The organism is Streptomyces sp. NPDC059166 (assembly GCF_042755185.1).
Classification (GTDB): domain Bacteria; phylum Actinomycetota; class Actinomycetes; order Streptomycetales; family Streptomycetaceae; genus Streptomyces.
On the sequence record NZ_JBHZCI010000023.1, the window covers coordinates 54,111 to 79,539 of the forward strand.

General features: G+C 70.3%; 21 protein-coding genes. 5 read left to right on the forward strand and 16 right to left on the reverse strand.

The window, feature by feature from the left end; translation table 11 throughout:
• Positions 1–133: 133 nt before the first annotated feature.
• The 6 genes from ACFXOA_RS18855 to ACFXOA_RS18880 form a co-directional block, all read right to left on the reverse strand.
• Positions 134–964, reverse strand: coding sequence for a shikimate dehydrogenase (locus ACFXOA_RS18855; RefSeq protein WP_385029276.1), 831 nt, complete (start codon positions 962–964; stop codon positions 134–136).
• A complete protein-coding gene (gene mltG, locus ACFXOA_RS18860) occupies positions 961–2,715 on the reverse strand; it encodes an endolytic transglycosylase MltG (RefSeq protein WP_385029279.1) in 1,755 nt (584 codons plus the stop codon). The genes ACFXOA_RS18855 and mltG overlap by 4 nt, the downstream gene beginning before the upstream one ends.
• Positions 2,716–2,815: 100 nt before the next feature.
• Entirely contained in the window at positions 2,816–3,289 is a 474-nt protein-coding gene (ruvX, locus tag ACFXOA_RS18865; protein ID WP_385029437.1) for a Holliday junction resolvase RuvX, read from the reverse strand.
• Between the two features lie 8 nt (positions 3,290–3,297).
• Positions 3,298–5,967, reverse strand: coding sequence for an alanine--tRNA ligase (alaS, locus tag ACFXOA_RS18870; RefSeq protein ID WP_385029282.1), 2,670 nt, complete (start codon positions 5,965–5,967; stop codon positions 3,298–3,300).
• Positions 5,967–6,263, reverse strand: coding sequence for a hypothetical protein (locus ACFXOA_RS18875; RefSeq protein ID WP_385029285.1), 297 nt, complete (start codon positions 6,261–6,263; stop codon positions 5,967–5,969). Before ACFXOA_RS18875 ends, alaS begins: the two co-directional genes overlap by 1 nt.
• Before the next feature lie 7 nt (positions 6,264–6,270).
• Positions 6,271–6,720, reverse strand: a complete 450-nt coding sequence (locus tag ACFXOA_RS18880; RefSeq protein ID WP_385029440.1) for a DUF948 domain-containing protein — start codon at positions 6,718–6,720, stop codon at positions 6,271–6,273.
• Positions 6,721–6,959: 239 nt separating this feature from the next.
• Between ACFXOA_RS18880 and ACFXOA_RS18885 the strand changes: the two genes are divergently transcribed.
• Entirely contained in the window at positions 6,960–9,194 is a 2,235-nt protein-coding gene (locus ACFXOA_RS18885; RefSeq protein WP_385029288.1) for an ATP-binding protein, read from the forward strand.
• A 14-nt stretch (positions 9,195–9,208) separates the two neighbouring features.
• On the opposite strand, the gene rpsD is transcribed toward ACFXOA_RS18885, so the two are convergent.
• Positions 9,209–9,823 (reverse strand): 30S ribosomal protein S4, encoded by a 615-nt coding sequence (gene rpsD / locus ACFXOA_RS18890; RefSeq protein WP_073222454.1) that lies wholly within the window; start codon positions 9,821–9,823, stop codon positions 9,209–9,211.
• A gap of 188 nt (positions 9,824–10,011) precedes the next feature.
• Between rpsD and ACFXOA_RS18895 the strand changes: the two genes are divergently transcribed.
• On the forward strand, positions 10,012–10,713 hold the full coding sequence (locus tag ACFXOA_RS18895) for a DUF2470 domain-containing protein (protein ID WP_385029291.1): 702 nt from the start codon (positions 10,012–10,014) through the stop codon (positions 10,711–10,713).
• Between the two features lie 10 nt (positions 10,714–10,723).
• On the opposite strand, the gene ACFXOA_RS18900 is transcribed toward ACFXOA_RS18895, so the two are convergent.
• The 4 genes from ACFXOA_RS18900 to ACFXOA_RS18915 all read right to left on the reverse strand — a co-directional run bounded on the left by ACFXOA_RS18900 (position 10,724) and on the right by ACFXOA_RS18915 (position 15,223).
• The gene (locus ACFXOA_RS18900; protein ID WP_385029294.1) at positions 10,724–12,097 is read right to left on the reverse strand and encodes a replication-associated recombination protein A; all 1,374 of its coding nucleotides are present in this window, start codon (positions 12,095–12,097) and stop codon (positions 10,724–10,726) included.
• A gap of 63 nt (positions 12,098–12,160) precedes the next feature.
• Positions 12,161–12,796, reverse strand: a complete 636-nt coding sequence (locus ACFXOA_RS18905) for a vitamin K epoxide reductase family protein (RefSeq protein ID WP_385029297.1) — start codon at positions 12,794–12,796, stop codon at positions 12,161–12,163.
• Positions 12,797–13,257: 461 nt separating this feature from the next.
• Positions 13,258–14,520, reverse strand: a complete 1,263-nt coding sequence (gene hisS, locus ACFXOA_RS18910; protein ID WP_385029300.1) for a histidine--tRNA ligase — start codon at positions 14,518–14,520, stop codon at positions 13,258–13,260.
• Positions 14,521–14,536: 16 nt separating this feature from the next.
• A complete protein-coding gene (locus ACFXOA_RS18915; protein ID WP_385029303.1) occupies positions 14,537–15,223 on the reverse strand; it encodes an MBL fold metallo-hydrolase in 687 nt (228 codons plus the stop codon).
• 148 nt (positions 15,224–15,371) lie between these two features.
• Here ACFXOA_RS18915 and ACFXOA_RS18920 point away from each other — a divergent pair, with 148 nt between their 5' ends.
• The 3 genes from ACFXOA_RS18920 (at position 15,372) to ACFXOA_RS18930 (ending at position 18,441) form a co-directional block, all read left to right on the forward strand.
• Positions 15,372–16,160, forward strand: coding sequence for a peptidylprolyl isomerase (locus tag ACFXOA_RS18920; protein WP_385029306.1), 789 nt, complete (start codon positions 15,372–15,374; stop codon positions 16,158–16,160).
• Positions 16,161–16,349: 189 nt separating this feature from the next.
• Positions 16,350–17,579, forward strand: coding sequence for a DUF349 domain-containing protein (locus ACFXOA_RS18925; RefSeq protein WP_385029309.1), 1,230 nt, complete (start codon positions 16,350–16,352; stop codon positions 17,577–17,579).
• Between the two features lie 256 nt (positions 17,580–17,835).
• Positions 17,836–18,441 (forward strand): ALF repeat-containing protein, encoded by a 606-nt coding sequence (locus tag ACFXOA_RS18930; RefSeq protein WP_385029312.1) that lies wholly within the window; start codon positions 17,836–17,838, stop codon positions 18,439–18,441.
• Positions 18,442–18,505: 64 nt separating this feature from the next.
• On the opposite strand, the gene ACFXOA_RS18935 is transcribed toward ACFXOA_RS18930, so the two are convergent.
• The 5 genes from ACFXOA_RS18935 to yajC form a co-directional block, all read right to left on the reverse strand.
• On the reverse strand, positions 18,506–21,133 hold the full coding sequence (locus tag ACFXOA_RS18935) for a RelA/SpoT family protein (RefSeq protein WP_385029315.1): 2,628 nt from the start codon (positions 21,131–21,133) through the stop codon (positions 18,506–18,508).
• Between the two features lie 168 nt (positions 21,134–21,301).
• Entirely contained in the window at positions 21,302–21,859 is a 558-nt protein-coding gene (locus ACFXOA_RS18940; protein WP_385029318.1) for an adenine phosphoribosyltransferase, read from the reverse strand.
• Complete coding sequence (gene secF / locus ACFXOA_RS18945) at positions 21,856–22,974, reverse strand: protein translocase subunit SecF (RefSeq protein ID WP_385029321.1); 1,119 nt, start codon at positions 22,972–22,974, stop codon at positions 21,856–21,858. Before secF ends, ACFXOA_RS18940 begins: the two co-directional genes overlap by 4 nt.
• 1 nt (position 22,975) lies before the next feature.
• A complete protein-coding gene (secD, locus tag ACFXOA_RS18950; protein ID WP_385029324.1) occupies positions 22,976–24,730 on the reverse strand; it encodes a protein translocase subunit SecD in 1,755 nt (584 codons plus the stop codon).
• A gap of 148 nt (positions 24,731–24,878) precedes the next feature.
• The gene (gene yajC, locus ACFXOA_RS18955; RefSeq protein ID WP_385029327.1) at positions 24,879–25,319 is read right to left on the reverse strand and encodes a preprotein translocase subunit YajC; all 441 of its coding nucleotides are present in this window, start codon (positions 25,317–25,319) and stop codon (positions 24,879–24,881) included.
• Positions 25,320–25,429: the final 110 nt, after the last annotated feature.

The window sequence follows — 25,429 nt, forward strand, 5'->3', positions numbered from 1 at the left end:
CCCCTGATCCTCCCACGAACGGGGACGACCGCCTGCCTCCGGTCCAGGGGACGGACGCGGCGGGTCCCGTCCCCGAGCCGGGAGAACGGGAACCTGCGCCGGTACGGAACGTCAGCCGCGGGTCGCGCGGGCCCTAATGGCCCTGCGCCACGAGGGCCGCTTCCCCCGCCGCGCGCATGACCCCGAGCGGAGCGTCCAGCCCCGTCATCTGCTCCACCTGGAGGACGGCCTGGTGCACCAGGAGGTCGAGGCCTCCCACGACCTGGGCACCGGCTCCGGACCAGCGGGAGGCCAGGGCCGTGGGCCAGGGGTCGTACAGCACGTCGAAGAGGGTGCCAGGCGTCACCGGGATCGCTTCCGCGAGCGCGTCCGTGGCACCGGCGGGTGTCGTGGCGATCACCAGGGGTGCGTGCAGGGCCTCTTCGGCATCTGCCCAGTCGGCGATCCGGACGTCGACGCCGAGGCGTTCGCCCCAGCCGCGCATCTCGTCGGCCCGTGCCGCGCTGCGCACGTACGCCGTGACCGGGCCCGAGCAGATCTCCGCCATCGCCGCCAGCGCGGAGGACGCCGTGGCGCCCGCGCCGAGAACGGCCGCCGTCTCGACCTTCTCGACCCCTCGCTCACGAAGCGCCGCGATCATGCCGGGGATGTCGGTGTTGTCACCGGTCCGGCCACCGTCCTCGTCGAAGACCACGGTGTTGACGGCCTCGACCGACGCCGCCGTCCCACTCACCTCGTCGAGCAGCGGGATGATCGCCCGCTTCAGCGGCATGGTCAGGGAGAGGCCCGCCCAGGACCTGTCCAGCTCCGCGACGAACCCGGGGAGCGCCGCCTCGTCCACCTCGAAGCGGTCGTACGACCAGTGCTCCAGGCCCATGGCCGCATAGGCGGCCCTGTGCAGGACCGGGGAGAGGGAGTGGGCGATCGGGGAGCCGAGGACGGCTGCCCTGCGGTGGGGATTCACTGGCCTGCCTTGTTCTGTTCGTACTTCTCGCGGTTGCGCTCGTGCTCCTCGTTGGTCACGGCGAAGACGGTCTTGTCCTCGGTGACGGAGACGAAGTAGTACCAGGGACCGTCGGCGGGGTTGATCGCCGAGTGCAGGGCGTCGGCACCGGGGTTGGAGATCGGACCGAGCGGCAGGCCCTTGATGCTGTACGTGTTGTAGGGGTCGTCGATCTTCCGGAGGTCGTCGACCGCGCCCACGTCCAGCGTGCTCTCCGCACGGATGTAGTTGACGGTCGAGTCGAATTCGAGCCGTCCGACCGTCTCACTGTTGTCCGGCTTGAGCCGGTTGTAGACGACCCTCGCGACCTTGTCGAAGTCGTGCTTGTACTTGCCTTCCTTCTGAACCAGACTCGCCACGGTGATCACGTCGAGCGGCGACTTCAGGTTCAGCTTCTTGGCGTTCTCCTCGAGGTCGAGCTTCCCGTATTCCTGGTTGGCCCGGGTGACCATCTTCTTCAGGGTGTCCTCGGGCTTCGAGCCCTTGGGCACCGCGTAGGCCGCCGGGAAGAGGAATCCTTCCAGCGGGTCCTTGATCTTCGGGTCGTCGTCCGCCCAGTCGGGCAACCCGAGGCTCTCGGCCTTCGTCTTGGCCACCCCGGCCGTGGTCCCGGCTTTCAGGTCCAGCCTCTTGTCGATCTTCGCGTAGATATCGGCAGCGCTCGTTCCCTCGGGAATGACCAGCGCGTTCTGGCTCTTCGGGTCCAGCATGAGCTCGACGGCGCTGTCCGCGGACATCTCCTTCTTCAGGAGGTACACACCGGCCTGGAGGGACTTCCCCTTGGGATTCGCTCCCTGCGCCGAGATGAAGGCGTCTTCGGACTTGACCACCCCCGCCTTCTTCAGGATGTTCGCGATCTCGTTCCCGTACGCGCCCTCCGGGATCTCCACCTCGACCGACCCCGTGCCGCTGCCCGTGTAGTCGGGCGCCTCACCGAACTGGCTCTGGTAGTAGGAGTACCCGAAGTAGCCGACGACCCCGAGCCCGCCGACGAGGACCGCCGCCACGCCGAGGCAGGCGCAGCCGTTGCGGCTCTTCTTCTTGTCCTTGCCACGGCGCTCGCCGCCGCCCCGGCGGGACTCGCGCGGGTCGTCGTCGTACTCGTCCCGGTCGTCATCGCGGGAGCGGGAACGGGAGCGCCTGCCGGCTTCACGGTCGTCGGCTGGCTCGTCCGCACCCGTGAAGAAAGGATGCGTCTCCTCCTGCGGGACGTCCGGGTCCCAGTCCTGCGCCTGCTGCTGCGCGTGCGACTGCTCCCCGGGGGCCTGGTCACGGCGGCCGGGAGGCTGCGGCGGGGGGTAGGCGTCGGGGGTGCCGTAGTGATCGGCCTGGCCGCCGTACTCTCCGGGGTTGCCGCCGTACGGGTGCTGCTGGGCCGCCCCGTACGGCATGGCCGCGTGACCGCCGGTGTCCCACCCGCCGTCGCCGTACTGCGGCTGCTGCTGGTGCTGCTGCTGCGCGTAGGGGTCCTGCCCGCCGTACGGCTGCTGCTGGTACGGGTCCTGCGGGTACTGCTGCTGGGCGTACGGGTCCTGCTGGTAACCCTGCTGGGCGTAGGGGTCCTGCGCGTAGGGCTGCTGGTGGCCGTCGTACTGGCCCTGGCCCTGATCCTGGCCGTGGGCGGCCTGATGGCCTCCCCACCCCTGGTCCCCGTACAAGGGGTCCTCGGGATGCCACGGTTCGGAGCCGGAGCCCCGGCCATACTCAGTCATCGATCCCCTTGAGCCGCGAGACGACGCTCCGCCTCTTCGCTTTGCTGTGCGGTGTCTGTTCGAACACCGGCGCATCGCGCGGAACGTTACCGTATCGCGATCAGGCCACCACTTCGACGCCCTCTCCCGGAGCAGCGCCTGACGCCCGTTCGGACTCCAGAGCGTTCTGGAGGATCACCACAGCGGCAGCCTGGTCGATGACAGAACGGCCCTTCTTGGACTTCACGCCCGAAGCGCGCATGCCCTGAGCGGCCGTCACTGTGGTCATCCTCTCGTCCAGCAGACGTACGGGAATCGGCGCGATGGCACGGGCGAACTCCTGGGCGAAGGCGCGCACCTTCGCGGCCGCGGGCCCCTCGCCCCCACCCAGGGAACGAGGGAGACCGACGACGACCTCGATCGGTTCATACTCCTCGACGATCTGTCCGAGCCGCCGGTGGGCGGCCGGGACGTCACGTCCCGGCACGGTCTCCACCGGCGTCGCGAGGATCCCGTCGGGGTCGCACGAGGCGACCCCGATACGGGCGTCACCGACATCGATCGCGAGTCGGCGTCCACGGCGCATCTGCGACATCTCCGGCGTCACGCCGTCTCGGTGACGAGGCGTTCGACGGCGGCGACGGCGTCGCCGATGGCGTCCGGGTTCTGGCCGCCGCCCTGGGCGACGTCCGGCTTCCCGCCGCCACCGCCACCGAGGGTCTTGGCGGCGGTACGCACCAGGTCACCGGCCTTGAGGCCGCGCTCGCGGGCCGCCTCGTTGGTGGCGATGACGGTCAGCGGACGGCCGTTGGCCGTGGTGAACAGGGCCACGACGGCCGCACGGCCGCCCTGGATGCGTCCACGCACGTCGAGGACGAGCTTGCGCAGGTCGTCGGCGGAGGTGCCGTCCGGCACCTGTCCGGTGACCAGGGCGACCCCGCGCACGTCCTTGGCCGACTCCACCAGTCCGGCGGCGGCGGCGAGCACCTTCTCCGCGCGGAACTTCTCGATCTCCTTCTCGGCGTCCTTCAGCTTGCCGAGCATGCCGGAGATCTTCTCGGGCAGCTCCTCGGGGCGGCCCTTGAGGAGCTCCTGGAGCTGGGCGACGACCGTGTGCTCCTTGGCGAGGAAGTTGTACGCGTCGACACCTACGAGGGCCTCGATGCGCCGCACCCCGGAGCCGATGGACGACTCACCCAGCAGCTTCACCAGGCCCAGCTGGGCGGTGTTGCCGACGTGCGTACCGCCGCACAGCTCCTTGGAGAAGTCACCGATGGTGACGACACGGACCCGCTCGCCGTACTTCTCGCCGAACTCGGCGATGGCGCCCTGCTTCTTGGCGTCGTCGATCGACATGACCTCGGCCTGGACGTCGAGCTCCCGGGAGAGGACCTCGTTGATCTTCTGCTCGACGTCGGTGAGGACCGTGCCGGGGACGGCGGCGGGCGAGCCGAAGTCGAAGCGGAAGCGTCCGGGCGAGTTCTCCGAGCCGGCCTGGGCGGCCGTCGGGCCGAGGGCGTCGCGCAGCGCCTGGTGCGTGAGGTGCGTGGCACTGTGGGCGCGGGCGATTGCGCGGCGGCGGGTGTTGTCGATGGCGGCGTAGGCGGAGGCGCCCACGGTCACCTCGCCCACCTGGACCGAGCCCTTGTGAACCGAGACGCCCGGCACGGGCTGCTGCACGTCGCGGACCTGGATCACCGCGCCGGAGTCGAGCTTGATCCGGCCCTGGTCGGCGAGCTGGCCACCGCCCTCGGCGTAGAAGGGGGTGCGGTCGAGGACGACCTCGACCTCGTCGCCCTCGGAGGCCGCGGGCGAGGAGACGCCGTCGACGAGCAGGCCGACGATCTTCGACTCACCCTCCATGCTGGTGTAGCCGGTGAACTCGGTGACACCGGCGGTGTCGGCCACCTCACGGTAGGCGGACAGGTCGGCGTGACCGGTCTTCTTGGCCTTGGCGTCGGCCTTGGCTCGCTCCCGCTGCTCCTTCATCAGGCGGCGGAAGCCGTCCTCGTCGACGGAGAGGCCCTGTTCCGCGGCCATCTCCAGCGTGAGGTCGATCGGGAAGCCCCAGGTGTCGTGGAGCAGGAACGCCTTGTCGCCGGCCAGGACCTTGCCACCGGCGGCCTTGGTCTCGGTGACGGCGGTGTCGAGGATGTTGGTGCCGCCCTTGAGGGCCTTGAGGAAGGCGGCCTCCTCGGCGAGGGCGACGGTCTCGACGCGCTTGCGGTCGGTGACGAGCTCCGGGTACTGCAGCCCCATGGTGTCCACGACGACGTCGACCAGGTCCTTGACGACCGGGCCGGTGGCGCCGAGGAGCCGCATGTTGCGGATGGCGCGGCGCATGATGCGGCGCAGGACGTAGCCGCGGCCCTCGTTGCCGGGGGTCACACCGTCGCCGATGAGCATCACCGAGGTGCGGATGTGGTCGGCGACGACGCGCAGGGAGACGTCGGAACCGTGCTCGGCGCCGTAGCGCACGCCGGTGAGCTCGGTGGCCTTGTCCATGACGACACGCAGGGTGTCGGTCTCGTACATGTTCTGCACGCCCTGCAGGATCATGGCGAGGCGCTCGAGGCCGAGACCCGTGTCGATGTTCTGCGACGGCAGGTCGCCGAGGATCGGGAAGTCCTCCTTGCCGTCGCCGGCACCCCGCTCGTACTGCATGAAGACGAGGTTCCAGATCTCCACGTACCGCTCGTCGTTGACGGCCGGGCCGCCCTCGATCCCGAACTCGGGGCCGCGGTCGTAGTTGATCTCGGAGCACGGGCCGCAGGGGCCGGGGACGCCCATGGACCAGAAGTTGTCCTTCTTGCCCAGGCGCTGGATGCGCTCGGCGGGAACGCCGATCTTCTCGCGCCAGATCTGCTCGGCCTCGTCGTCGTCCAGGTAGACGGTGATCCACAGACGCTCCGGGTCGAGGCCGAAGCCGCCGTCCTCGACGGAGTTCGTGAGCGCCGCCCAGGCGAGCTCGATGGCGCCTTCCTTGAAGTAGTCGCCGAACGAGAAGTTGCCGCACATCTGGAAGAACGTGCCGTGGCGAGTGGTCTTGCCGACCTCTTCGATGTCCGGCGTGCGCACGCACTTCTGCACGCTGGTGACGCGCGGGGCGGGAGGCTTGACCTCGCCGAGGAAGTAGGGCTTGAAGGGAACCATGCCCGCGGGGACCAGCAGCAGAGTCGGGTCGTCCGCGATGAGCGACGCCGAAGGCACGACGGTGTGACCGCGCTCCTCGAAGAAGCTCAGCCAGCGGCGACGAATTTCAGCCGACTCCATCAGTGGTCCTCATTCCGGTTGTTCGGGTTGTAGGGAAGTGTGCGGTGGGCGACGAGCCCGGGGTCGGCCGGTGCCTCGATACCGAGTGCACCGCCCAGTTCGGCCTCGCGCCTGACCATGCCCTCACGCACGTCGAGGGCGAAGTCCTTCAGCTTGTGCCCCGCCTCGATCGCCTTGTCCGCGGCCTGCGCCGCGAGGCTCTCCGGGGTCAGCTGACGGATCTTGCGGTTGACCTTGGTGGTGGCCCAGACACCGGCTGCCGCGCCGGCGGTGAACCAGAAGGTACGGCGGAACATCGCTGGATCAGTCCTTCTGTCCGCGGGAGCTTCGGCCGTTCCGCTTCCTGGCGCGGGCGGACGGCACCGTTCGGCCGACGATCACGGCACGGCGGGGGGCGCGAGGGTCCGCTCCGGATTCCGGCGCCGTGCGCCGGCCGATCGCCTGCCGCACCCCGTAGCCGAACGCGGCCACCTTCACGAGCGGCCCGCCGAACGTGGAGGCGACGGTGGTCGAGAGCGCCGAGGCGTTGGAGGTGACCTCCTGGACGTCACTCGCGATCGCGTCGACCTTGTCGAGCTGGGTCTGCGCGGAGCGCAGGGTGGCCGAGGCGTCGGCGAGCAGCGGGACAGCCTGCTCCGTCACGTCAGCCACCAGCGCGGTGGTCGCCCTGAGCGTCTGGGCCAGCCTCACCAGTACCACGGCGAGGAAGGAGACCAGGATCGCCCAGAAGACGGCCACCAGGATGCCGGCCACCTCTCCACCGGACACAGTGCACCGCTCCCTGTTCGTCGCCCTCGTCGGCCGGGGCTCCCCCGGCCGGATTCCGTCTGCCGCCGTCCGGCCGGCGCGTACTGCCACCCCTGCCGATCGTCGTCCCCCGAGCCTATCGCGCCGGGCGTCGCACCCCGTACCGCATTACGACGGGGCGGCAGGAGTCCAGGAGGCCGGGGCGATTGTACGGAGAGCTTACGCACCAGTACTCTGCGTGTTTCATGCGACACCCTCAGCGCCCCGTTCCCCCGCCCGACGACGCGGAGCCCCTCCCGGTGCGCGGAAATCTCCCCGCCGAGCTGAACGCCTTCGTGGGGCGCGAGGACGAACTGGCCGAGATCGACACGCTCCTGAGGGGCTCGAGACTCGTGACCGTCGCGGGGGTGGCGGGGGTGGGTAAGACACGGGTGGCCGCCCGTGTCGCCACCCTGGCGGAGAAACGGTACTGCGACGGAGTCTGGCTGGCGGAGCTCTCCTCGGTCCACGATCCCGGGTTGCTGGAGCACGCGCTGATGGAGGCGCTGGGCCTCATCGACCAGACGAGCAGACCGCCGCGCGTCACCCTGGCCGAGCACTGCGCCCGGCGCAGGCTCCTCCTCGTGATCGACGGGTTCGAGCATCTCGTCGACGCCTGCGCACCTCTCGTCCGGGATCTGCTGCGCCGGGCCCCGGGCCTCCAGGTACTGGCGGCGGGACGCCGGCCGTTGCGGGTGGACGGCGAACTCGTCTACCCGCTGGCCCCGTTGACCGAGGACGACGCGCTCGATCTCTTCACCGCACGCGCCGCCGCGGTACGCCCGCGGTTCCGGCTCGCCGACACCGGGCGGGAGACCGCGCGCGAGCTCTGCCGACGGCTCGACGGCATCCCCCTGGCCCTGGAGCTCGCGGCCGGACGCCTGAGAGCGCTGACGACGGAGCAGGTGCTGCAGCGCCTGGACGACCGGTTCCGGTTGCTGACCGGTGGCAGCCCCAGCGCACTCCCCCGGCACCGGACGCTGCGCACGGCCATCGGCTGGAGCCATGAGCTGTGCGCCCCGGAGGAGCGGCTGCTGTGGGCCCGGCTCTCGGTGTTCGCCGGGCAGTTCGACCTGGAGGCCGTCGAGTACATCTGCAGCGGCTCCGGCCTTCCGGCCGACTCCGTGCTGGACGTGCTGGACGAACTGCTGGCGCAGTCCGTCGTGGTGCGCGAGGACACGGCGGCCGGCAGCCGCTACCGGCTTCTGGACACCGTGCGCGAGTACGGCGCCCAGTGGCTGCGGGCGACCGGGGACGCGGAGCGGCTGCGCCGAAGGCACCGCGACTGGTACCTGGGGCTCGCGACCTGGTGCGAGCTCGACTGGTTCAGCCCCCGCCAGGCGGAGGTCGCGGCACGGATCGACAGCGAACTCCCCAATCTGCGCCGCGCGATGGAGTGTTCGCTGGAGAGCGCGGACGAGGTCCACCTCGCGCAGTACCTGGCGGGGACCCTCTGGTTCTACTGGGCGGGCTGCGGGCACCTCTCGGAGGGCCGCCACTGGCTGGAACACGTGCTGGAGGAGGACACCCCGTACGACCACTCCCGGCTGAAGGCGCTGTGGGTGCTGGGATACGTGGCCGTGCTCCAGGGCGACCCGGTGGGCGCGGTGTCGGCGCTGCAGGAGTGCCGCGAGGAGGGCGAACGGTCGGGGGACGCCGCCGCCGTGGCGTACGCGGTGCACCGGACGGGCTGCCTCTCGATCGTCACGGACGATCCGGTCCGGGCCGAGGAACTGCTGCGCGACGCGCTCGCCCGCTACCGGGAGATCGGTGAGCTGAACAGCAACGTGCTGATGGCCCAGGTCGAGCTGGGCATGGCCGTGGCGTTCCGCGGGGACCTGGAGGCGGCTGCGGCGATCTGCGCCGAGGTCCGGGAGATCTGCGAGGACCACGGCGAGCGGTGGGCACTGGCCTACGCGCTGTACGTCCTGGGCTACGCGGCTCTGGAGTCGGGGTCCACCGGGCGGGCGCGACGGATGCTGGGGGAAGCCCTGTCCATCGCGCACACCTTCCACGACCTGCTGGGCACGGTCCTCGCGCTGGAGCTGCTGGCGCTGATCACCGCCGTCGAGGGCGACGCGCTGGAGGCATCAACGCTGCACGGCGCGGCGGACCGGATCTGGCCGTCGGTGGGACTCCCCCTGTTCGGATCCGCCCACTACGGCAGGCCGCGGGCGGATTGCGAGAAGCGGGCACGGGCGGAGCTCGGTGACGCCCGCTACGAGACGCAGAGGCGGGCGGGCCGCCTGCTCGAACCCGCGGACGCGGTGGCGCGCGCCCTGCGTACCGGGGCGGACGGGTCCTCCGCGTCGGAGCAGGACCCCGGGGAGGACGGTGGCGCGGAGGGCGCCCCGGCAGGGGGCACTCACGGCGGGGGCGGCGGAACGCGAAGGCCCGCCGCCTCCCGCACAGCGGGGAGGGGCGGGCCCGAGCTCGGTTGAGCGCGACGTCCGGATCAGCGGGCGTAGTACTCGACGACGAGCTGCTCGTCGCAGATGACCGGGATTTCCTTGCGGTTCGGGTCACGGTCCAGGCGGAAGGCCAGGGCCTTCAGGTTCACCTGGAGGTAGCGCGGGGTCTCACCCTCGGTGTCGTAACCACCCTCGCGGGCCACCTGGAAGGGGACCTTGGAGCGGCTGCGCTCGCGGACCTGGACGATGTCGTCCGGGCGGACGCGGAAGGACGGCTTGTCGACCTTGCCGCCGTTGACCTCGATGTGGCCGTGGACGACCATCTGGCGGGCCTGGTAGATGGTGCGGGCGATGCCCGAACGCAGGACCAGGGCGTCGAGGCGGCGCTCGAGCTCGACGACCAGCGCCTCGCCCGTCTTGCCCTCGGCCTTACGGGCACGGTCGTAGGCGCGCGCCATCTGGCGCTCGCTGATGTCGTACTGCGCGCGGAGACGCTGCTTCTCGAGCAGACGGACCTTGTAGTCCGAGTTCTGCTTGCGGCCACGGCCGTGCTCGCCCGGCGGGTAGGGGCGCGCTTCGAAGTACTTGACAGCCTTCGGCGTCAGGGCGATGCCGAGGGCACGCGACTTCTTGACCTTGGGACGCGACTGGTTAGGCACGTTCTCCAGACCTCCGTTGTAGGTTAGGTTAGGCTTACCTTACTCAAGGAGATCGCATGTCTCGCCCTGGGAACACCACACACGTCACGGACAGCACAGACAGCGGCAGCGCACACGAAGGCGCTGCAACGACGGAAGGCCGATCTGATCGTGGTCAGCCGCGTCCCAGCGGGCTTGAAATCACTCGGATGCCGTCAGCAGCCGAGCGCACACGAACTCTCGTACAGAGTACCTGCTCCGCGGTGCTGCTCGTACCCGGGCTCTCGGTGGTCCACCCGGACCAGCTGATGCCCCTCGACCGGAGCGTCGGTCCGGAGGGGGATCTCTTCCTCTGCTTCCCCGTGGATTCCCCGGTCGTACGGGCCGCGACGCGGGCGCAGGGCGACGAGCTGACCGCCGTGCTGGAGATCACCGACGTCGCGCCGGTCTCCGTCCCCCACCGTATCCGTGGCCGCGCCAGGATGGCGGGCTGGCTGACAGCCGTACCGGGACTGGCCCAGCCGGGCCGGATGATGGTCCGCCTGGAGACCGGCGAGGCGTCGGTCGACGATCTGTGGGGCTGCGAGGAGGTGGACCCGGAGGACTTCCGGGACGCCGTGGCCGACCCGCTGGCCGCCCATGAGGCGGAGATGCTCCAGCATCTGTACACGGTCCACGCCGGGCGGATGGCCACGCTGTCCACTCTGCTCGGTGACCGGGCGCGCTGCGGCTGCGCGGACCACCGGCTCGACGCGGTGCCGGTGGCCCTGGACCGCTTCGGCCTCCGGGTGCGCTTCGTCGAGGGCACCCGGGCGTGCTTCGACGCCCGGTTCGACTTTCCGGATCCCGTACGGGACATGGGTGAGCTGCGCCGGGCGATGCACACCCTGTTCGAGGCGGCGGCCTGCTGACCCGTCGTGGTCAGCCGGCGGACGGCCCGCTCGGGTCACCCCTGCCGAGCCGCTCGCGCACCCGGTCGGCCACCTCGGCGTAGCGCGCCTCCGCGCCGTAACGGGTGGGCTCGTAGTAGCGGCGGCCGCGGACCGCGTCCGGGGCGTACTCCTGGGCGGCGATGCCTCCCGGCACGTCGTGCGGGTAGACATAGCCCTGGGCGTGCCCCAGCTTGGCGGCGCCCTTGTAGTGGCCGTCCCGCAGGTGGGCGGGCACCGGGCCCGCGAGACCCCGGCGGACGTCCTCCTGGGCGGCCGAGATCGCCAGGGTCGCCGCGTTGGACTTGGGAGCGAGCGCCAGGGCGATCGTGGCGTGGCTGAGGGTGAGCGCTGCCTCGGGAAAACCGATCATGGCGACGGCCTGGGCCGCCGCCACGGCGGTGGGCAGGGCCGTCGGATCGGCGAGCCCGATGTCCTCGCTGGCGGAGATCATCAGCCTCCTCGCGATGAAGCGCGGGTCCTCCCCCGCCTCGATCATCCGGGCCAGGTAGTGCAGCGCCGCGTCCACGTCGGAGCCCCGGATCGACTTGATCAGCGCACTCGCCACGTCGTAGTGCTGGTCGCCGTCGCGGTCGTACTTCACCGCAGCCCGGTCGACGGTCTCCTCGAGCGTCTCCAGGGTGATCTCCTGCTCGTGCTTGGAGAGCGCCGCTCCGGCGGCCGCCTCGAGCGCGGTCAGCGCGCGCCGCGCGTCGCCGCCGGCGATCCGCAGCAGATGCGACTCCGCGTCCTCGGGCAGGGTGACCGCGTCTCCCAGCCCCCGCTCGTCGGCGACCGCCCGGCGCAGGAGGGCACGCAGGTCCTCGTCGGTGAGCGGCTCCAGGGTGAGCAGCAGCGAGCGTGAGAGCAGCGGCGAGATGATCGAGAAGTACGGGTTCTCCGTGGTGGCAGCGATCAGAGTGACCCAGCGGTTCTCGACGGCGGGCAGCAGGGAGTCCTGCTGGGCCTTGGAGAACCGGTGGATCTCGTCGAGGAAGAGGACGGTCTCCTTGCCGAAGCCGCCCGTGGCGCGGCGTGCGCCCTCGATGACGGCGCGGACCTCCTTGACACCGGCGGTGATCGCGGAGAGCTCGACGAAGCGCTTGTTGGTCGCCTTGCTGACCACGTACGCGAGCGTGGTCTTGCCGGTGCCGGGCGGGCCCCAGAGGATCACCGAAGACGGTCCCGCGGGCCCCGCACTGCCGTCGCCGACCAGACGGCGCAGCGGTGATCCGGGCTTGAGGAGGTGCTGCTGGCCGACGACCTCGTCGAGCGTGCGCGGACGCATCCGGACGGCCAGCGGGCTGCTGGACGGATCCTTCTCCTGGCGGTCTTCGGCTGCTGCGGTAAAGAGGTCGGGCTCCACGTCCTGAAGCCTATGTCACCCCACCGACAGGCCCTCCTGCGGCGTCGGGCGGGCCGGTGCGGCTCAGCTGGTCCAGAAGTCCCACCAGCGGGTCAGGATCAGCATGCCGATGATCCCGATCCAGAGCACCGGCGGCACCCAGTGGAACTCGGTGAGGGTGTTACGGAGCCAGGCGGGCGCGGGCAGGATGCGGTGCTTGATGTTGTGCGTGGTGACGTAGCAGAACATGAAGATGGTGGCGACCCATGCCAGGCAGCACCAGAGGCAGAGCGAGTTGATGTTGTAGAGCGACTGGTACTGCAGCCAGGTGCAGAAGCCGACGCCGAAGAGCGTGCCGGCGTTGAGGCCGAGCCAGTACCAGGCACGGAAGCGGGCGCCGGCCAGCAGGGCCATGCCGATCCCGATGACCACCGAGTAGGTGACCAGTCCGAGCATCGGGTTGGGGAATCCGAAGGCGGCGGCCTGCTCGCTCTTCATGATGTTGCCGCACGCGACGACCGGGTTCAGGCTGCAGCCCGGCGTGAAGCTCGGGTCCTCCAGAAGCTTGAACTTGTCGATCGTGATCACCCAGGCGGCCAGCAGTCCGGCGGCGCCGGTGATGACCAGCAGCAGCGCGAGCGCGCGGCTGCCGCCGTAGGTCTTCGCGCCGTGTTCCTCGTCCTGCCGGGAGGAGGGGTGGTCTACCGCTGCCATCGTCATATCGCCGTTCCATCACTGAGTAGCCAGCCGGGCAAGGTCATTGTGCCGCACCACCGGGACGGCCATCCGTTCGATGGAGATAAATGTGTTCTCGCTCCGGATGCCGCGTCCGGGACTCCGGGGACATCCACGGGAGCGGCCGTCCCCGCGGACGCGGGTGTGACGGGCTCACGCACGCAGGGGCCCGACCTGCGGCTCCGCCCGGGCGGGGCGCACCGGCCGGGCGAGGGCCGCGCCCGGAGGCCGTCGCCGCCCCGGCCCCGGCGATCCGTCCCGGCGGTGGCCTCGCCGGGGCCAGGCGCCGCGCGGCCCTCACTGATCACGGCCCGGGGCACGGGGTGAATCCGGCGTACCCGGGTTGACGCGGGAGGGCGGATTCCGCCGCCACGGAGGCGCGGGCCCCGAACGCACGCCGTGCCCGCCCGGGCGGCCGGGCGGGCACGGAAGGCAACTGCCTGGGTTCAGCCGAGCCTGGCCCGCAGCACGCCGACCAGGTCTCCGAGGGCCACAGGCTCCTGCTCGCCGGACTCCATGTCCTTGAGCTGGACGTTGCCTTCGGCGAGGTCGCGCTCCCCGGCCACGACCGTGTAGCGGGCGCCGGAGCGGTTCGCGCTCTTCATGGCTCCCTTGAGGCCGCGGCCGCCGAAGGCGAAGTCCGTGGCGACACCGGCCTTGCGCAACTCGGTGACCAGTCCGAAGAGCACGCGTCGCGCCTCCTCGCCGAGCGGCACCGCGTAGACGCTCGTCGAGGCCGGGATGTCGGGCGTGATGCCCTCCGCCTCCAGGGCGAGCACCGTGCGGTCCACGCCGAGGGCCCAGCCGACGGACGGCAGCGCGGGGCCGCCGATCATCTCGGACAGACCGTCGTACCGCCCGCCGCCGCCCACGGCGGACTGGGAGCCCAGGCCGTCGTGGACGAACTCGAAGGTGGTGCGCGTGTAGTAGTCGAGGCCGCGGACGAGCTTCTCGTCGTCCTCGAACACCACACCGGCCGACGTCAGCAGGTCACGGACCTCCTCGTGGTACGCCTTGCAGGCGTCGCAGAGGTAGTCGCGCAGCATGGGTGCGCCGGTGAGCTGCTTCTGGACGTCGGGGCGCTTGTCGTCGAGCACCCGCAGCGGGTTGATCTCGATGCGGCGCCGCGTGTCCTCGTCCAGGTCGAGGTCGCGGAGGAAGCCCTGGAGGGCCTCGCGGTAGACCGGGCGGCACTCCTTGTCGCCGAGCGAGTTCAGCAGGATCCGGAACCGGCTGAGGCCGAGGGACCGGTACGCCTGGTCGGCCAGGATGATCAGTTCGGCGTCGAGCGCCGGGTCCTCGGCACCGATCGCCTCGGCACCGACCTGCGAGAAGTGGCGGTAGCGCCCCTTCTGCGGACGCTCGTAGCGGTAGTACGAGCCTGAGTACCAGAGCTTGACGGGAAGGTTGCCCGCCTTGTGGAGGTTGGCCTCCAGGGCGGCACGCAGCACGGAAGCGGTGCCCTCGGGGCGCAGCGCGAGCTTGTCGCCGCCCTTGGTCTCGAAGGCGTACATCTCCTTGGAGACGATGTCGGTGGACTCGCCGACGCCACGGGCGAAGAGGGCGACGTCCTCGAATCCGGGGGTCTCGATGTAGCCGTAACCGGAGTTGCGCAGGGGCGCGGAGATGGCCTCGCGCACCGCCAGGAACTTCGCGGAGTCCGGCGGGATCAGGTCGTACGTGCCCTTGGGGGCCTGGAAGGTGCTCACAGCTTCTGTTCTCTCGTCACATTCCTCGGCGGGGCGCGGCCAGTCCGTGCATGTACGGATTGGAGGCGCGCTCGCGGCCGATGGTCGTCTGGGGGCCGTGGCCGGACAGCACCACGGTCGAGTCGTCGAGCGGCAGGCACACGCGGGCCAGCGACTCGAGCAGCTCGGCGTGGTCGCCGCCGGGCAGGTCGGTGCGTCCGACGGAGCCGGCGAAGAGCAGGTCACCCGAGAAGAGGACCTGCGGGACATCCGCGGCCTCGGGCATCTTGAACGTCACCGACCCCTTGGTATGGCCGGGCGCGTGCGAGACGCCGAACTCCATGCCCGCGAGCTTCAGCGCGGCACCGTCGGCCAGTTCGTGGACGTCGTCGGGCTCCCCCACCGTCAGCTCGCCCATGAGCGGCATCCCGATGGAGCGGCCGAGCGCCTTCTCCGGGTCGCTCATCATGTAGCGGTCCTCGGGGTGGATCCAGGCCGGGACGTCATGGGCTCCGCACACGGGGACGACCGACGCGACGTGGTCGATGTGGCCGTGTGTGAGGACGACGGCGACGGGCTTGAGCCGATGCTTCTTCAGCGTTTCCTCGACGCCCTGGGCGGCCTGGTGCCCGGGGTCGATGATCACGCACTCCTCGCCTGCGGCGGGGGCGACCAGGTAGCAGTTGGTCCCCCAGGCCCCGGCGGGGAACCCGGCAATGAGCACGATCGTCCTTAGTGTTCGTCCGACGAGGAGGGCCGCGGAAGGGGAATGCGGCAGATCAGAGACTACCGGCGCTCCTCATTCCACAGCTAACCCATATACCGTACGGGCATTCCAGGTCCGATCACACGACGCACAAGGAGACCATCCGGTGGTCAGCAGCGATCAGCGGCGGCGGCAGCTCGCCCGGGAGAAGTTCGAGCGGCAGCAGCAGCGCCGGGAGGAAGCGCGCCGGAGGACCAGGCGCCTCACGGTCATCATCGCCTCCTCGGTGGCGGTCGTGGCGGTCGTCGGCGTGGGCGCGTACGTCGGCTTCGACGGGGACGACTCGAAGAGCTCCGCCGGGGCGGCCGCGACGGCCGACCCCTCGGCGTCCCCCTCGGCCAGCGAGAGCAGCGCTCCGGAGCCCGAGATGACGATCGACAAGAAGGCCAAGTACTCGATGTCGCTCAGCACGAGCCAGGGCGACATCGAGATCGCGATGGACGCGGCCAAGACCCCGCACACCACCAACTCGTTCAAGGCCCTGGCGGACAAGGGGTACTTCGACGACACCAAGTGTCACCGGCTCACCACGCAGGGCATCTTCGTCCTGCAGTGCGGTGACCCCAAGGGCGACGGCACAGGCGGTCCCGGCTACACGATCCCCGACGAGAACCTGACCGCGCTGGGCAAGGCGGGCGCCGACGGGGCCGTGACGTACCCGGCGGGCACCGTCGCGATGGCGAACACCGGCCAGCCGGGGACCGGCGGAAGCCAGTTCTTCCTGGTCTACAAGGACACCAAACTGCCGCCCAGCTACACGCCGTTCGGCACCATGGACGACGCCGGCCTGAAGGCGGTCGAGAAGGTCGCGAAGGGCGGTGTCACCGGTGGGGCGGGTGACGGGGCCCCGAAGAAGACCGTCACGGTCAAGAAGGTGACGGTCGACAAGGCCTGAGCGCGCGCACGGCCGCCCGGCGGGTGCTCCCGCGCGCGCATCGGAGAATTTCAGCCGCGCTGAGTGCGGACAGCCGGGTGGCCGGTCGCCTAGATTGGCGTTGTGCAGGGCGGGCGCTGCCCGCCCCAGGAAACTGTGGACGATGCACGGGGGGCGAACCCCTTCGATGCATCAGGTGGAGGAGGCGCTGTGAGCAGCGACCCGTGGGGCCGTGTCGACGAGACGGGCACCGTGTACGTGCGTACGGCCGAGGGCGAGCAGGTCGTCGGATCGTGGCAGGCCGGTTCCCCTGAGGAGGCACTGGCCTATTTCGAGCGCAAGTACGAGGGCCTGGTGGTCGAGATCGGCCTTCTCGAGCGGCGGGTGAAGACCACCGACCTCTCGGCGAAGGACGCCACGGCGGCGATCGATCATCTGCGTCAGCAGGTCGACGAGCACCACGCCGTCGGCGACCTGGCCGCGCTCGGCAAGCGGCTGGACGCGCTCGTCGCGACGGTCGACTCGCGCCGCGAGGAGCGCAAGGTCCAGAAGGCGAAGCAGGCCGACGAGGCCCGTCAGGCCAAGGAGGCGCTCGTCACCGAGGCCGAGGAGCTGGCGCAGAGCGAGCAGTGGCGGTCGGCGGGTGAGCGCCTCAGGGCGCTGGTCGACACCTGGAAGGGGCTGCCCAGGCTGGACCGCAAGTCCGACGACGAGCTGTGGCACCGGTTCTCGCATGCCCGTTCCGCCTTCTCCAAGCGCCGCAAGGCGCACTTCGCCGCGCTGGACGCCCAGCGCGAGGAGGCCCGGAAGGTCAAGGAGCGGCTGGTCGTCGAGGCGGAGTCGCTCTCCGGCTCGACCGACTGGGGCGCGACGGCGGCGCGTTACCGCGACCTGATGACGGAGTGGAAGGCCGCCGGCCGCGCCCAGCGCGAGGCCGAGGACGAGCTGTGGAACCGCTTCCGCGGTGCCCAGGACGTCTTCTTCGCCGCCCGCAGCGGTGTCTTCGCCGAGCGGGACGCGGAGCAGGGCGAGAACCTCAAGCTCAAGGAGGAGCTCGCCACCGAGGCCGAGAAGCTGGTGCCGGTGACGGACCTGAAGGCGGCCCGCGCCGCGTTCCGTTCCATCAACGAGCGCTGGGAGGCCATCGGCCACGTCCCGCGCGACGCCCGTCCGAAGGTCGAGGGCCGGGTGCAGGCGGTGGAGCGGGCGCTCCAGGAGGCCGAGGAGGCCGAGTGGCGCCGGACCAACCCGGAGGCGCGGGCTCGCGCCGCGGGCCTGACCGGGCAGCTGCAGGCGGCGGTCGACAAGCTGCGCACGCAGATCGACGCGGCGCGGGCGTCGGGTAACAACGCCAGGGCGGACAAGCTGGCCCGCGAGCTCGAGGGGCGCCAGGCGCTGCTGGACCAGGCGCTGAAGGGCCTGGAGGAGTTCGGCGGCTGACGCCGGGCACCGTCCTGATCCACGAGTGGGGCTCCCGTACGCCTGGCGTACGGGAGCCCCACTCGTGTGCGGGTCGGGAGCCCCACTCGTGTGCGGGTCGGGAGCCCCACTCGTGTGCGCGTCGGCAACGAAGCCCGGTGCATGCCTGGCGGGAACCTCCGGTGTTCCTGTCAGACCCGGGTGCGACGATCTCCTTGTCGGCACGGGCACTTGTGCCGGCATCGGGTTCATCACGACCTTGAGGCAGGTTCAATTCATGAGTCCCATGCGTGCCGCCCTGGCTGTCGCCGCCATCGCCGTCACCCCGGCGCTGCTTCTGTCCGGTCCGGCCTTCGCAGCCGGATCCGTTCCATCGCCCGCCCCCGTGGCCGTGTCACCGGCGGTCGTCGTCCTGGACGGGCCGGTGGAGGACATGTCCGACGACGACGTCCGCGTCGCTCTCGCCCGCATACTCGCCGACCCCGACTCCGGACGCAGAGTCGTCAAGGAGGTCAACACCCTCCTCGACAACAACGACCCGGCCGAAATGCGTACCTGGCTCGAGACCGGCTACCCCCTCGCCCAGGCCGAGGACGACCGCGTCGCCGTCGTCAAAATCCTCGCCGACCCCGACTCCGGACGCCGCGTCAAAGCCGAGATCAACACCCTCCTCGACAACAACGACCCGGCAGAGATCCGCACCTGGCTGGAGACCGGCTACCGCCTGGCCCAGGCCGAGGACGACCGCGTGGCGATCGTGAGCATGCTGAACCGGCCGAACCTCAGTGAGGCGATGCGCACCGCGATCGAGGAGGCCATCGACGGCACTCCGGAGGAGATGCGCTACTTCCTGGAGCACGGGCAGTACGAGGTCGACGCGTAACGGGTCGGGACGGTGGCCGGCGGCAAGGCATCCAACCCCACCGCCGCCACCGTCCCGGTCGCGCCTACGGCCGCCGCGCCGAGGTGACGCGGTAGACGTCGTAGACGCCCTCGACGCCCCGTACGGCCTTCAGGACGTGGCCCAGGTGCTTCGGGTCGCCCATCTCGAAGGTGAAGCGCGAGGTGGCCACCCTGTCCCTGGAGGTCTGCACGGCCGCCGACAGGATGTTGACGTGCTGGTCCGACAGGACGCGCGTGACGTCCGAGAGCAGCCTCGACCGGTCCAGCGCCTCGACCTGGATGGCGACGAGGAAGACCGACGACTGGGTGGGGGCCCACTCGACGTCGAGGATCCGCTCGGGCTGCTGCGAGAGCGAGTCGACGTTCACGCAGTCCGCGCGGTGCACGGAGACCCCGCTGCCCCGGGTGACGAACCCGATGATCGGGTCGCCGGGCACGGGCGTACAGCAGCGGGCCAGCTTGACCCAGACGTCTTCGACGCCCTTGACGACCACGCCCGGATCCGCCTTCGCCCGGCGCTTGGACCTGCCGTGCGACGGCGGGGAGCTCTCCGCGAGGTCTTCGTTGGCAGCGTCCTCGCCGCCGAGCGCCTGGACGAGCTTCTGCACGACCCCGGCGGCCGCGACATGGCCCTCGCCGATCGCCGCGTAGAGGGACGAGATGTCCGGGTAGCGCATCTCGTGGGCCAGGGTGACCAGCGAGTCGCCCGTCAGGATCCGCTGGATCGGCAGGTTCTGCTTGCGCATGGCCCGCGCGATGGCGTCCTTGCCCTGCTCGATCGCCTCGTCGCGCCGCTCCTTGGAGAACCAGGCGCGGATCTTGTTGCGCGCCCGGGGCGACTTGACGAACTGCAGCCAGTCGCGGGAAGGCCCGGCACCCGCCGCCTTGGAGGTGAAGACCTCCACCAGGTCGCCGTTGTCGAGGGTCGACTCCAGCGGTACGAGGCGTCCGTTGACCCGTGCCCCTATGGTCCGGTGGCCGACCTCCGTGTGGACGGCGTACGCGAAGTCGACCGGCGTCGCACCGGCGGGCAGCGCTATCACGTCGCCCTTCGGCGTGAAGACGAAGACCTCGTTGCGCGACAGGTCGAAGCGCAGCGACTCCAGGAACTCGCTGGGGTCCTCGGTCTCCTTCTGCCAGTCCAGGAGCTGGCGCAGCCACGCCATGTCGTTCACGGTGTCCTGGCCGCGACCGCCCGTGTTCCGGGGGACGTCGGTGCGGACCTTGGAGGCCCCGGCGACGGCCTCCTGCTTGTACTTCCAGTGCGCGGCGATGCCGTACTCGGCGCGGCGGTGCATGTCGAACGTACGGATCTGGAGTTCGACGGGCTTGCCGCTGGGACCGATGACCGTGGTGTGCAGCGACTGGTACATGTTGAACTTGGGCATCGCGATGTAGTCCTTGAACCGCCCCGGCACGGGATTCCACCGTGCGTGGACGGTACCGAGCGCCGCATAGCAGTCGCGGACGGTGTCGACGAGGACGCGGATGCCCACCAGGTCGTAGATCTCGGCGAAGTCCCTGCCCCGCACGATCATCTTCTGGTAGACGCTGTAGTAGTGCTTCGGGCGGCCGGTGACGGTCGCCTTGATCCGGGCGGCACGCAGGTCGGCCTGGACCTCGTCGGTCACTATGGCGAGGTACTCGTCGCGCTTGGGCGCACGCTCGGCGACGAGGCGGACGATCTCGTCGTACATCTTGGGGTAGAGGATCGCGAAGGCGAGGTCCTCCAGCTCCCATTTGATGGTGTTCATGCCCAGGCGGTGGGCCAGGGGCGCGTAGATCTCGAGGGTCTCGCGGGCCTTCTTCTCCTGCTTCTCCCGCTTGAGGTAGCGCATGGTGCGCATGTTGTGCAGCCGGTCGGCGAGCTTGATGACGAGGACCCGGGGGTCCTTGGCCATCGCGACGACCATCTTGCGGACGGTCTCCGCCTGGGCGGCCTCGCCGAACTTGACCTTGTCCAGCTTGGTGACACCGTCGACGAGGAGGGCCACCTGGTCGCCGAAGTCCTTGCGCAGGGTGTCCAGGCCGTACTCGGTGTCCTCGACGGTGTCGTGGAGCAGTCCCGCCATGAGCGTCGCGGGGTCCATGCCGAGCTCGGCCAGGATCGTGGTGACGGCGAGCGGGTGCGTGATGTAGGGGTCGCCGCTCTTGCGCTTCTGGCCGCGGTGCCAGCGCTCGGCCACCTGGTAGGCCTTCTCGATCTGGCGCAGCGTCGCGGACTCGATCTTGGGATCGTTTCCGCGGACCGTGCGCAGCAGGGGTTCGAGGACCGGGTTGTAGGGGCTGGAGCGCTGTACGCCCAGCCGGGCGAGCCTGGCACGGACGCGGTTGGAGGATCCGCCCGAGCGGGCGGGCGCGGTGGGCGGGGTGACGGGCCTGACCGGTGGCTTCGCGGCCGGAGCCGGCGCCGGGGGCTTGGGCGCCGCGGGGCCCGGTGGGGTCGCGGGGGTCGCGGCCTTCGCGTCGGAGGCGGAAGCGGCCTTCGTGCCGGGGGGCGGCGCCGGCTTGGCGGAGGCGGCCGCCGGGGAGGCCGGTGCCTGTGCGGGGCCCTGGGTGTCCCCGCCGGTGGTCGCGCGCTCGCCGTCCGGCCGTGCCTTCCCGGGCGTGGCGGAGGCCGCCTCAGGCCTTTCGGGCTGCGGGGCGGCGGCGGGCTGGGCCTCGTCTGGCAAGAGCGCTCCTCGTGCGGATCCGGGCTACCGGAAAGCCCATGGTATCGACCCCGCGGCGGCTCCTCGCCCGGGGAGTCCGGAACCCTCACAAACGCGGGACGGGTACCCGGGTGTTCCCGGGTACCCGTCCTGGTCGTCCCCACGCGCGCCTCTGCGGCGCGACGCAGGTCAGAGGGTGATCAGCGCCTCCAGCGGGGCGTCGCGCAGTCCGGCTTCCAGTCGGCCGCGTCCTGCGAGGAAGCCGAGCTCCATGAGGACGGAGACCCCCGCGACCTCGGCGCCCGCCCGCCGGATCAGGTCCAGCGAGGCCTCCGCGGTGCCCCCGGTCGCGAGGACGTCGTCGATGACCATGACGCGGTCGTCCGCGGACAGGTCCTCGGCGTGGATCTCGATCTCCGCGGTGCCGTACTCCAGGTCGTACGCCTGCCCGAGGGTCGCCCCGGGGAGCTTTCCGGCCTTGCGGACGGGGACGAAGCCGAGTCCGGCCCGGACGGAGACGGGCGCGGCCAGGATGAAGCCGCGTGCCTCGAGGCCGACGACCTTGGTGGCCCCGTGCCGTACGCACAGCTCCGCGAACCAGTCGGTGAGCGCGGTGAAGGCGACCGGGTCCGCGAGCAGCGGTGTGATGTCCTTGAACAGCACCCCGGGCTTCGGGTAGTCCTGCACGTCGCGGATGCGGCTGAGCAGGAGTTCCCGGGTCGTGTCGTCGATGTCCGTGCTGCTCATCGCCGGTTCCTGGGGGTCCTGCCGTGGCCGCCGGGCTGACGGCGCTGGCCGACGACGGTGCCGGCCCCCGCGGTCTCCGCGTCGTCGTCGAGGTCGGCGGCCGCCTCGTCGCGCTGCTGGTCCTCGACGGACTCGCCCTTGGCCGCCGCGGCGGCACGCTTGGCGAGGATCCGCTTCTTCAGTGCCTTGATCTGCGGCTCGCGCTCCTTGAGGTCGGCGACCAGCGGGGTGGCGATGAAGATCGAGGAGTACGCACCGGCCGCGAGGCCGACGAACAGCGACAGCGAGATGTCGTTCAGCATGCCCGCGCCGAGTACGCCGCCGCCGATGAACAGCAGACCGGCGACGGGGAGGAGGGCGACCACGGTGGTGTTGATGGAACGGACCAGCGTGCCGTTGATGGAGCGGTTGGCGATCTCGCTGTACGTCCAGCGGGTCTGCTTGGTGATCCCCTTCGTGCCCTCCTTGAGGCTGTCGAAGACGACGACCGTGTCGTAGAGGGAGTAACCGAGGATGGTCAGCAGACCGATCACGGTGCCCGGGGTGACCTCGAAGCCGACGAGGGCGTACACACCGACGGTGATGGTGATGTCGTGGATCAGCGCGACGAGCGCGGCGACGGCCATACGCCATTCGAAGGCGATGGCCAGGTAGACCACCACGAGGATCATGAAGATGCCGAGGCCGGTCCAGGCCTTGTTGGCGATCTGCTCACCCCAGCTGGGGCCCACGAGGTCCGCGTTGATCTTCGACTCGGGGATACCGAGGTCCTCGGAGAGCTGGGCCTTGATCTCGTCGGCCTTCTGGGTGTCGACCTCGGTGATCTGGATCCGCAGCCCGCCGTTGCCGAGCTCCTGGACGATCGCCTCGTGGCCGGAGGCCGCGACCGCGTCCTCGTGGGCCTGGGAGACGGACACCTTGGCCTTGGTGTCCGTCGTGAAGACGGCACCGCCCTTGAACTCGATGCCCATGTTCAGGCCGCTGACCGCCAGCCCGACGATGGCCGTGATGGTGATCAGGATCGAGACGCCGTACCAGATCTTGCGCTTGCCGATGAAGTCGTAGCCGACCTCGCCTCGGTAGAGCCGGGCGCCGAGATTGCCGAGTCGCGACATCTCACGCCTCCTTCGGGTGGTCGGTGCGTGCGTTGACGCGGCGGGAGCGGCGCAGCGGGGGCTTCGCGCCGAGCCGCTTCGGGTCCAGGCCGGACCAGGGGTGACCGCTGGCGAAGAACTTCGTACGGGCCATCAGCGTCATGACCGGCTTCGTGAAGAGGAAGACCACGACGACGTCGAGCAGGGTGGTGAGACCCAGCGTGAACGCGAAGCCCTGGACCTTGCCGACGGTGACCAGGAAGAGGACCGCCGCGGCGAGGAACGACACGAAGTCGGAGACGAGGATGGTGCGACGGGCCCGGGGCCAGGCGCGCTCGACGGCCGGCCGGAGCGTACGGCCCTCGCGGATCTCGTCCCGGACCCGTTCGAAGTAGACGATGAACGAGTCCGCCGTGATTCCGATCGCCACGATGGCACCGCAGACGGCGGGGAGGTTCAGCGCGAAGCCGATGGCCGGGCCGAGCAGAGCCATGATCGTGTAGGTCAGGATGCCGGAGACCAGGAGGCTGAGCAGCGCGATGAGCGCGAGGCCCCGGTAGTAGGCCACCAGATAGATGACGACCAGGGCGAGTCCGATGGCACCGGCGATGAGGCCGGCTTCCAGCTGCTCGCCGCCCAGCGCGGCGGTGACGGTGGTCACGGTGTCCTCGCTGAAGGACAGCGGGAGCGCGCCGTAGGACAGGACGTTGGCCAGGTCCTCGGCGGACTGCTGGGTGAAGCTGCCGGAGATCTCGGCGCTGCCGCTGAGGGTCTGGTTCACCTGGGGTGCGGAGACGACCTCGCCGTCGAGGGAGATCGCGAACTGGTTCTGCGGGGACTGCTGCGTCGACAGCTTCTTGGTGATCGTCTGGAACTTCTTGGATCCCTTGTCCGTGAAGTCCATCGAGACGATCCAGATGCCGCGCTGCTGGTCGAACTGCGCCTTCGCGTCGTCGACGTCCGTACCGGAGACCTCGGCCGGGCCGAGGAGGTACTTGGCGTCACCCTCGGAGCTGCACGCGACCGTGGGGTCCTCGGGCTTGACACCGTCGCCGGCCTTGGCACGGGCGGACTTGTCGGTGCAGTCCAGCGCGGTGAACTTCTTCTGCAGCGCGGCGGTCGCGGGGTCCGGTGTCGCGGCTGCGCTCCCGGACGGGTCCGCGCTGCCGGAGGCGGAGCCGGAGGGGGTCGGCGTGGCGTCCTTGAGGGCGTCGGTGACCGCGCGTCCCTGGGTGGTGGCGCCGTCCGACGGCTTCGTCTTCGAGTCCGACGCGGTCTCCGGGTCGCTCGCCTTCGCGCTGGGCGTGGCGCTCGGCTTCCCGGTGCCGCTCGCGGAGGGGCTCGCCGAGCCCTCGGGGGTCGGTGCTCCCCCCGCGACCGTGAGCACGGGCCGGAAGTAGAGCTGGGCGGTGGTGCCGACCTGCTCCCGGGCCTGCTTCGAATTCGTCCCCTTGGGGATGTTGACGATGATGTTCGACGCGCCCTGCGTCTGTACCTCGGCCTCGGAGACACCCAGACCGTTGACACGGCGTTCGATGATGCTGACCGCGGTGTTCATGTTGGTCTCGTTGATCGCGTCAGGCTTGCCGGGCTGGCTCTTCGCCTTGAGCGTGATCGATGTGCCACCGGCCAGGTCGATGCCGAGCCGAGGCGTGGTGTGACCGGACAGGAACATCCCGCCGGTCAGGGCGACCATGGCGATCAGGATCAGTGCCAGGGCACGGCCCGGCCTGCCCTGTCCACCGGATGAGCCCCGGCCTTTCTTCGGTGCTGCCACCTTTTCGTTTCTCCCTGTCCAACCGCTCCGCGCCGGGTACGCGCCCGAGCGGCCACGAAGTGTTGTGGGGACCCGCCCCCCGCAGAAGACCGCACGGCCCGTGAGACGCCGGACACCTGTGGGTGTCCGGCGTCTTCAGGCCGTGGAACTACTTGGAGTCGCCCTCGCCGTCGGCCTTGGCGTCCTTGGTGTCGTCCTCGGACTTCTTGCCCAGGTCGATCTTGGCGGCGTCCTCGTCCGCGGGCTCGCCGTCGGTGAGCGAGGAGGCGTCGTCGGGCACGACGGTGCCCTCGCCCTCAAGCTCGTCGTCGCCGTGGACGATGCGGTTGTACTCCGCGTCCTCCAGGACGGCACCGATGGCGTTCTTCGCGTAGATGGCGTGGACGCCGGGCGCCACCTCGAGGAGGACCGTGTCGTCCTGGATCTCCTTGACGGTGGCGTACATGCCTCCGATCGTCCGGACGCCGGTGCCGGGCTGCATGTCGTTGCGCATCTGCGCAGCCGCCTGCTGCTTCTTCTTGGCGGACCGGGTCATCAGGAACATGGCCCCGATGAGCACGATGAAGGGGAGGAGGGTCACGAGACTCACGGGACGGAACTTCCTTCGCACGACCACGCTGGATTCACGCGGCCTGGTCTACGGGGGTGGGTACACCGACCTGTACGGGCGGCATCGGCGGAGTCTAAGCGAGTCCGCAT

Coding starts and splice junctions, on each gene's coding strand:
- mltG (WP_385029279.1), bottom strand. CDS start 2,715: ATGACTGAGTATGGCCGGGGCTCCGGCTCCGAACCGTGGCATCCCGAG.
- ruvX (WP_385029437.1), bottom strand. CDS start 3,289: ATGTCGCAGATGCGCCGTGGACGCCGACTCGCGATCGATGTCGGTGAC.
- alaS (WP_385029282.1), bottom strand. CDS start 5,967: ATGGAGTCGGCTGAAATTCGTCGCCGCTGGCTGAGCTTCTTCGAGGAG.
- ACFXOA_RS18875 (WP_385029285.1), bottom strand. CDS start 6,263: ATGTTCCGCCGTACCTTCTGGTTCACCGCCGGCGCGGCAGCCGGTGTC.
- ACFXOA_RS18885 (WP_385029288.1), top strand. CDS start 6,960: ATGCGACACCCTCAGCGCCCCGTTCCCCCGCCCGACGACGCGGAGCCC.
- ACFXOA_RS18895 (WP_385029291.1), top strand. CDS start 10,012: ATGCCGTCAGCAGCCGAGCGCACACGAACTCTCGTACAGAGTACCTGC.
- ACFXOA_RS18905 (WP_385029297.1), bottom strand. CDS start 12,796: ATGACGATGGCAGCGGTAGACCACCCCTCCTCCCGGCAGGACGAGGAA.
- ACFXOA_RS18930 (WP_385029312.1), top strand. CDS start 17,836: ATGAGTCCCATGCGTGCCGCCCTGGCTGTCGCCGCCATCGCCGTCACC.
- ACFXOA_RS18940 (WP_385029318.1), bottom strand. CDS start 21,859: ATGAGCAGCACGGACATCGACGACACGACCCGGGAACTCCTGCTCAGC.
- secF (WP_385029321.1), bottom strand. CDS start 22,974: ATGTCGCGACTCGGCAATCTCGGCGCCCGGCTCTACCGAGGCGAGGTC.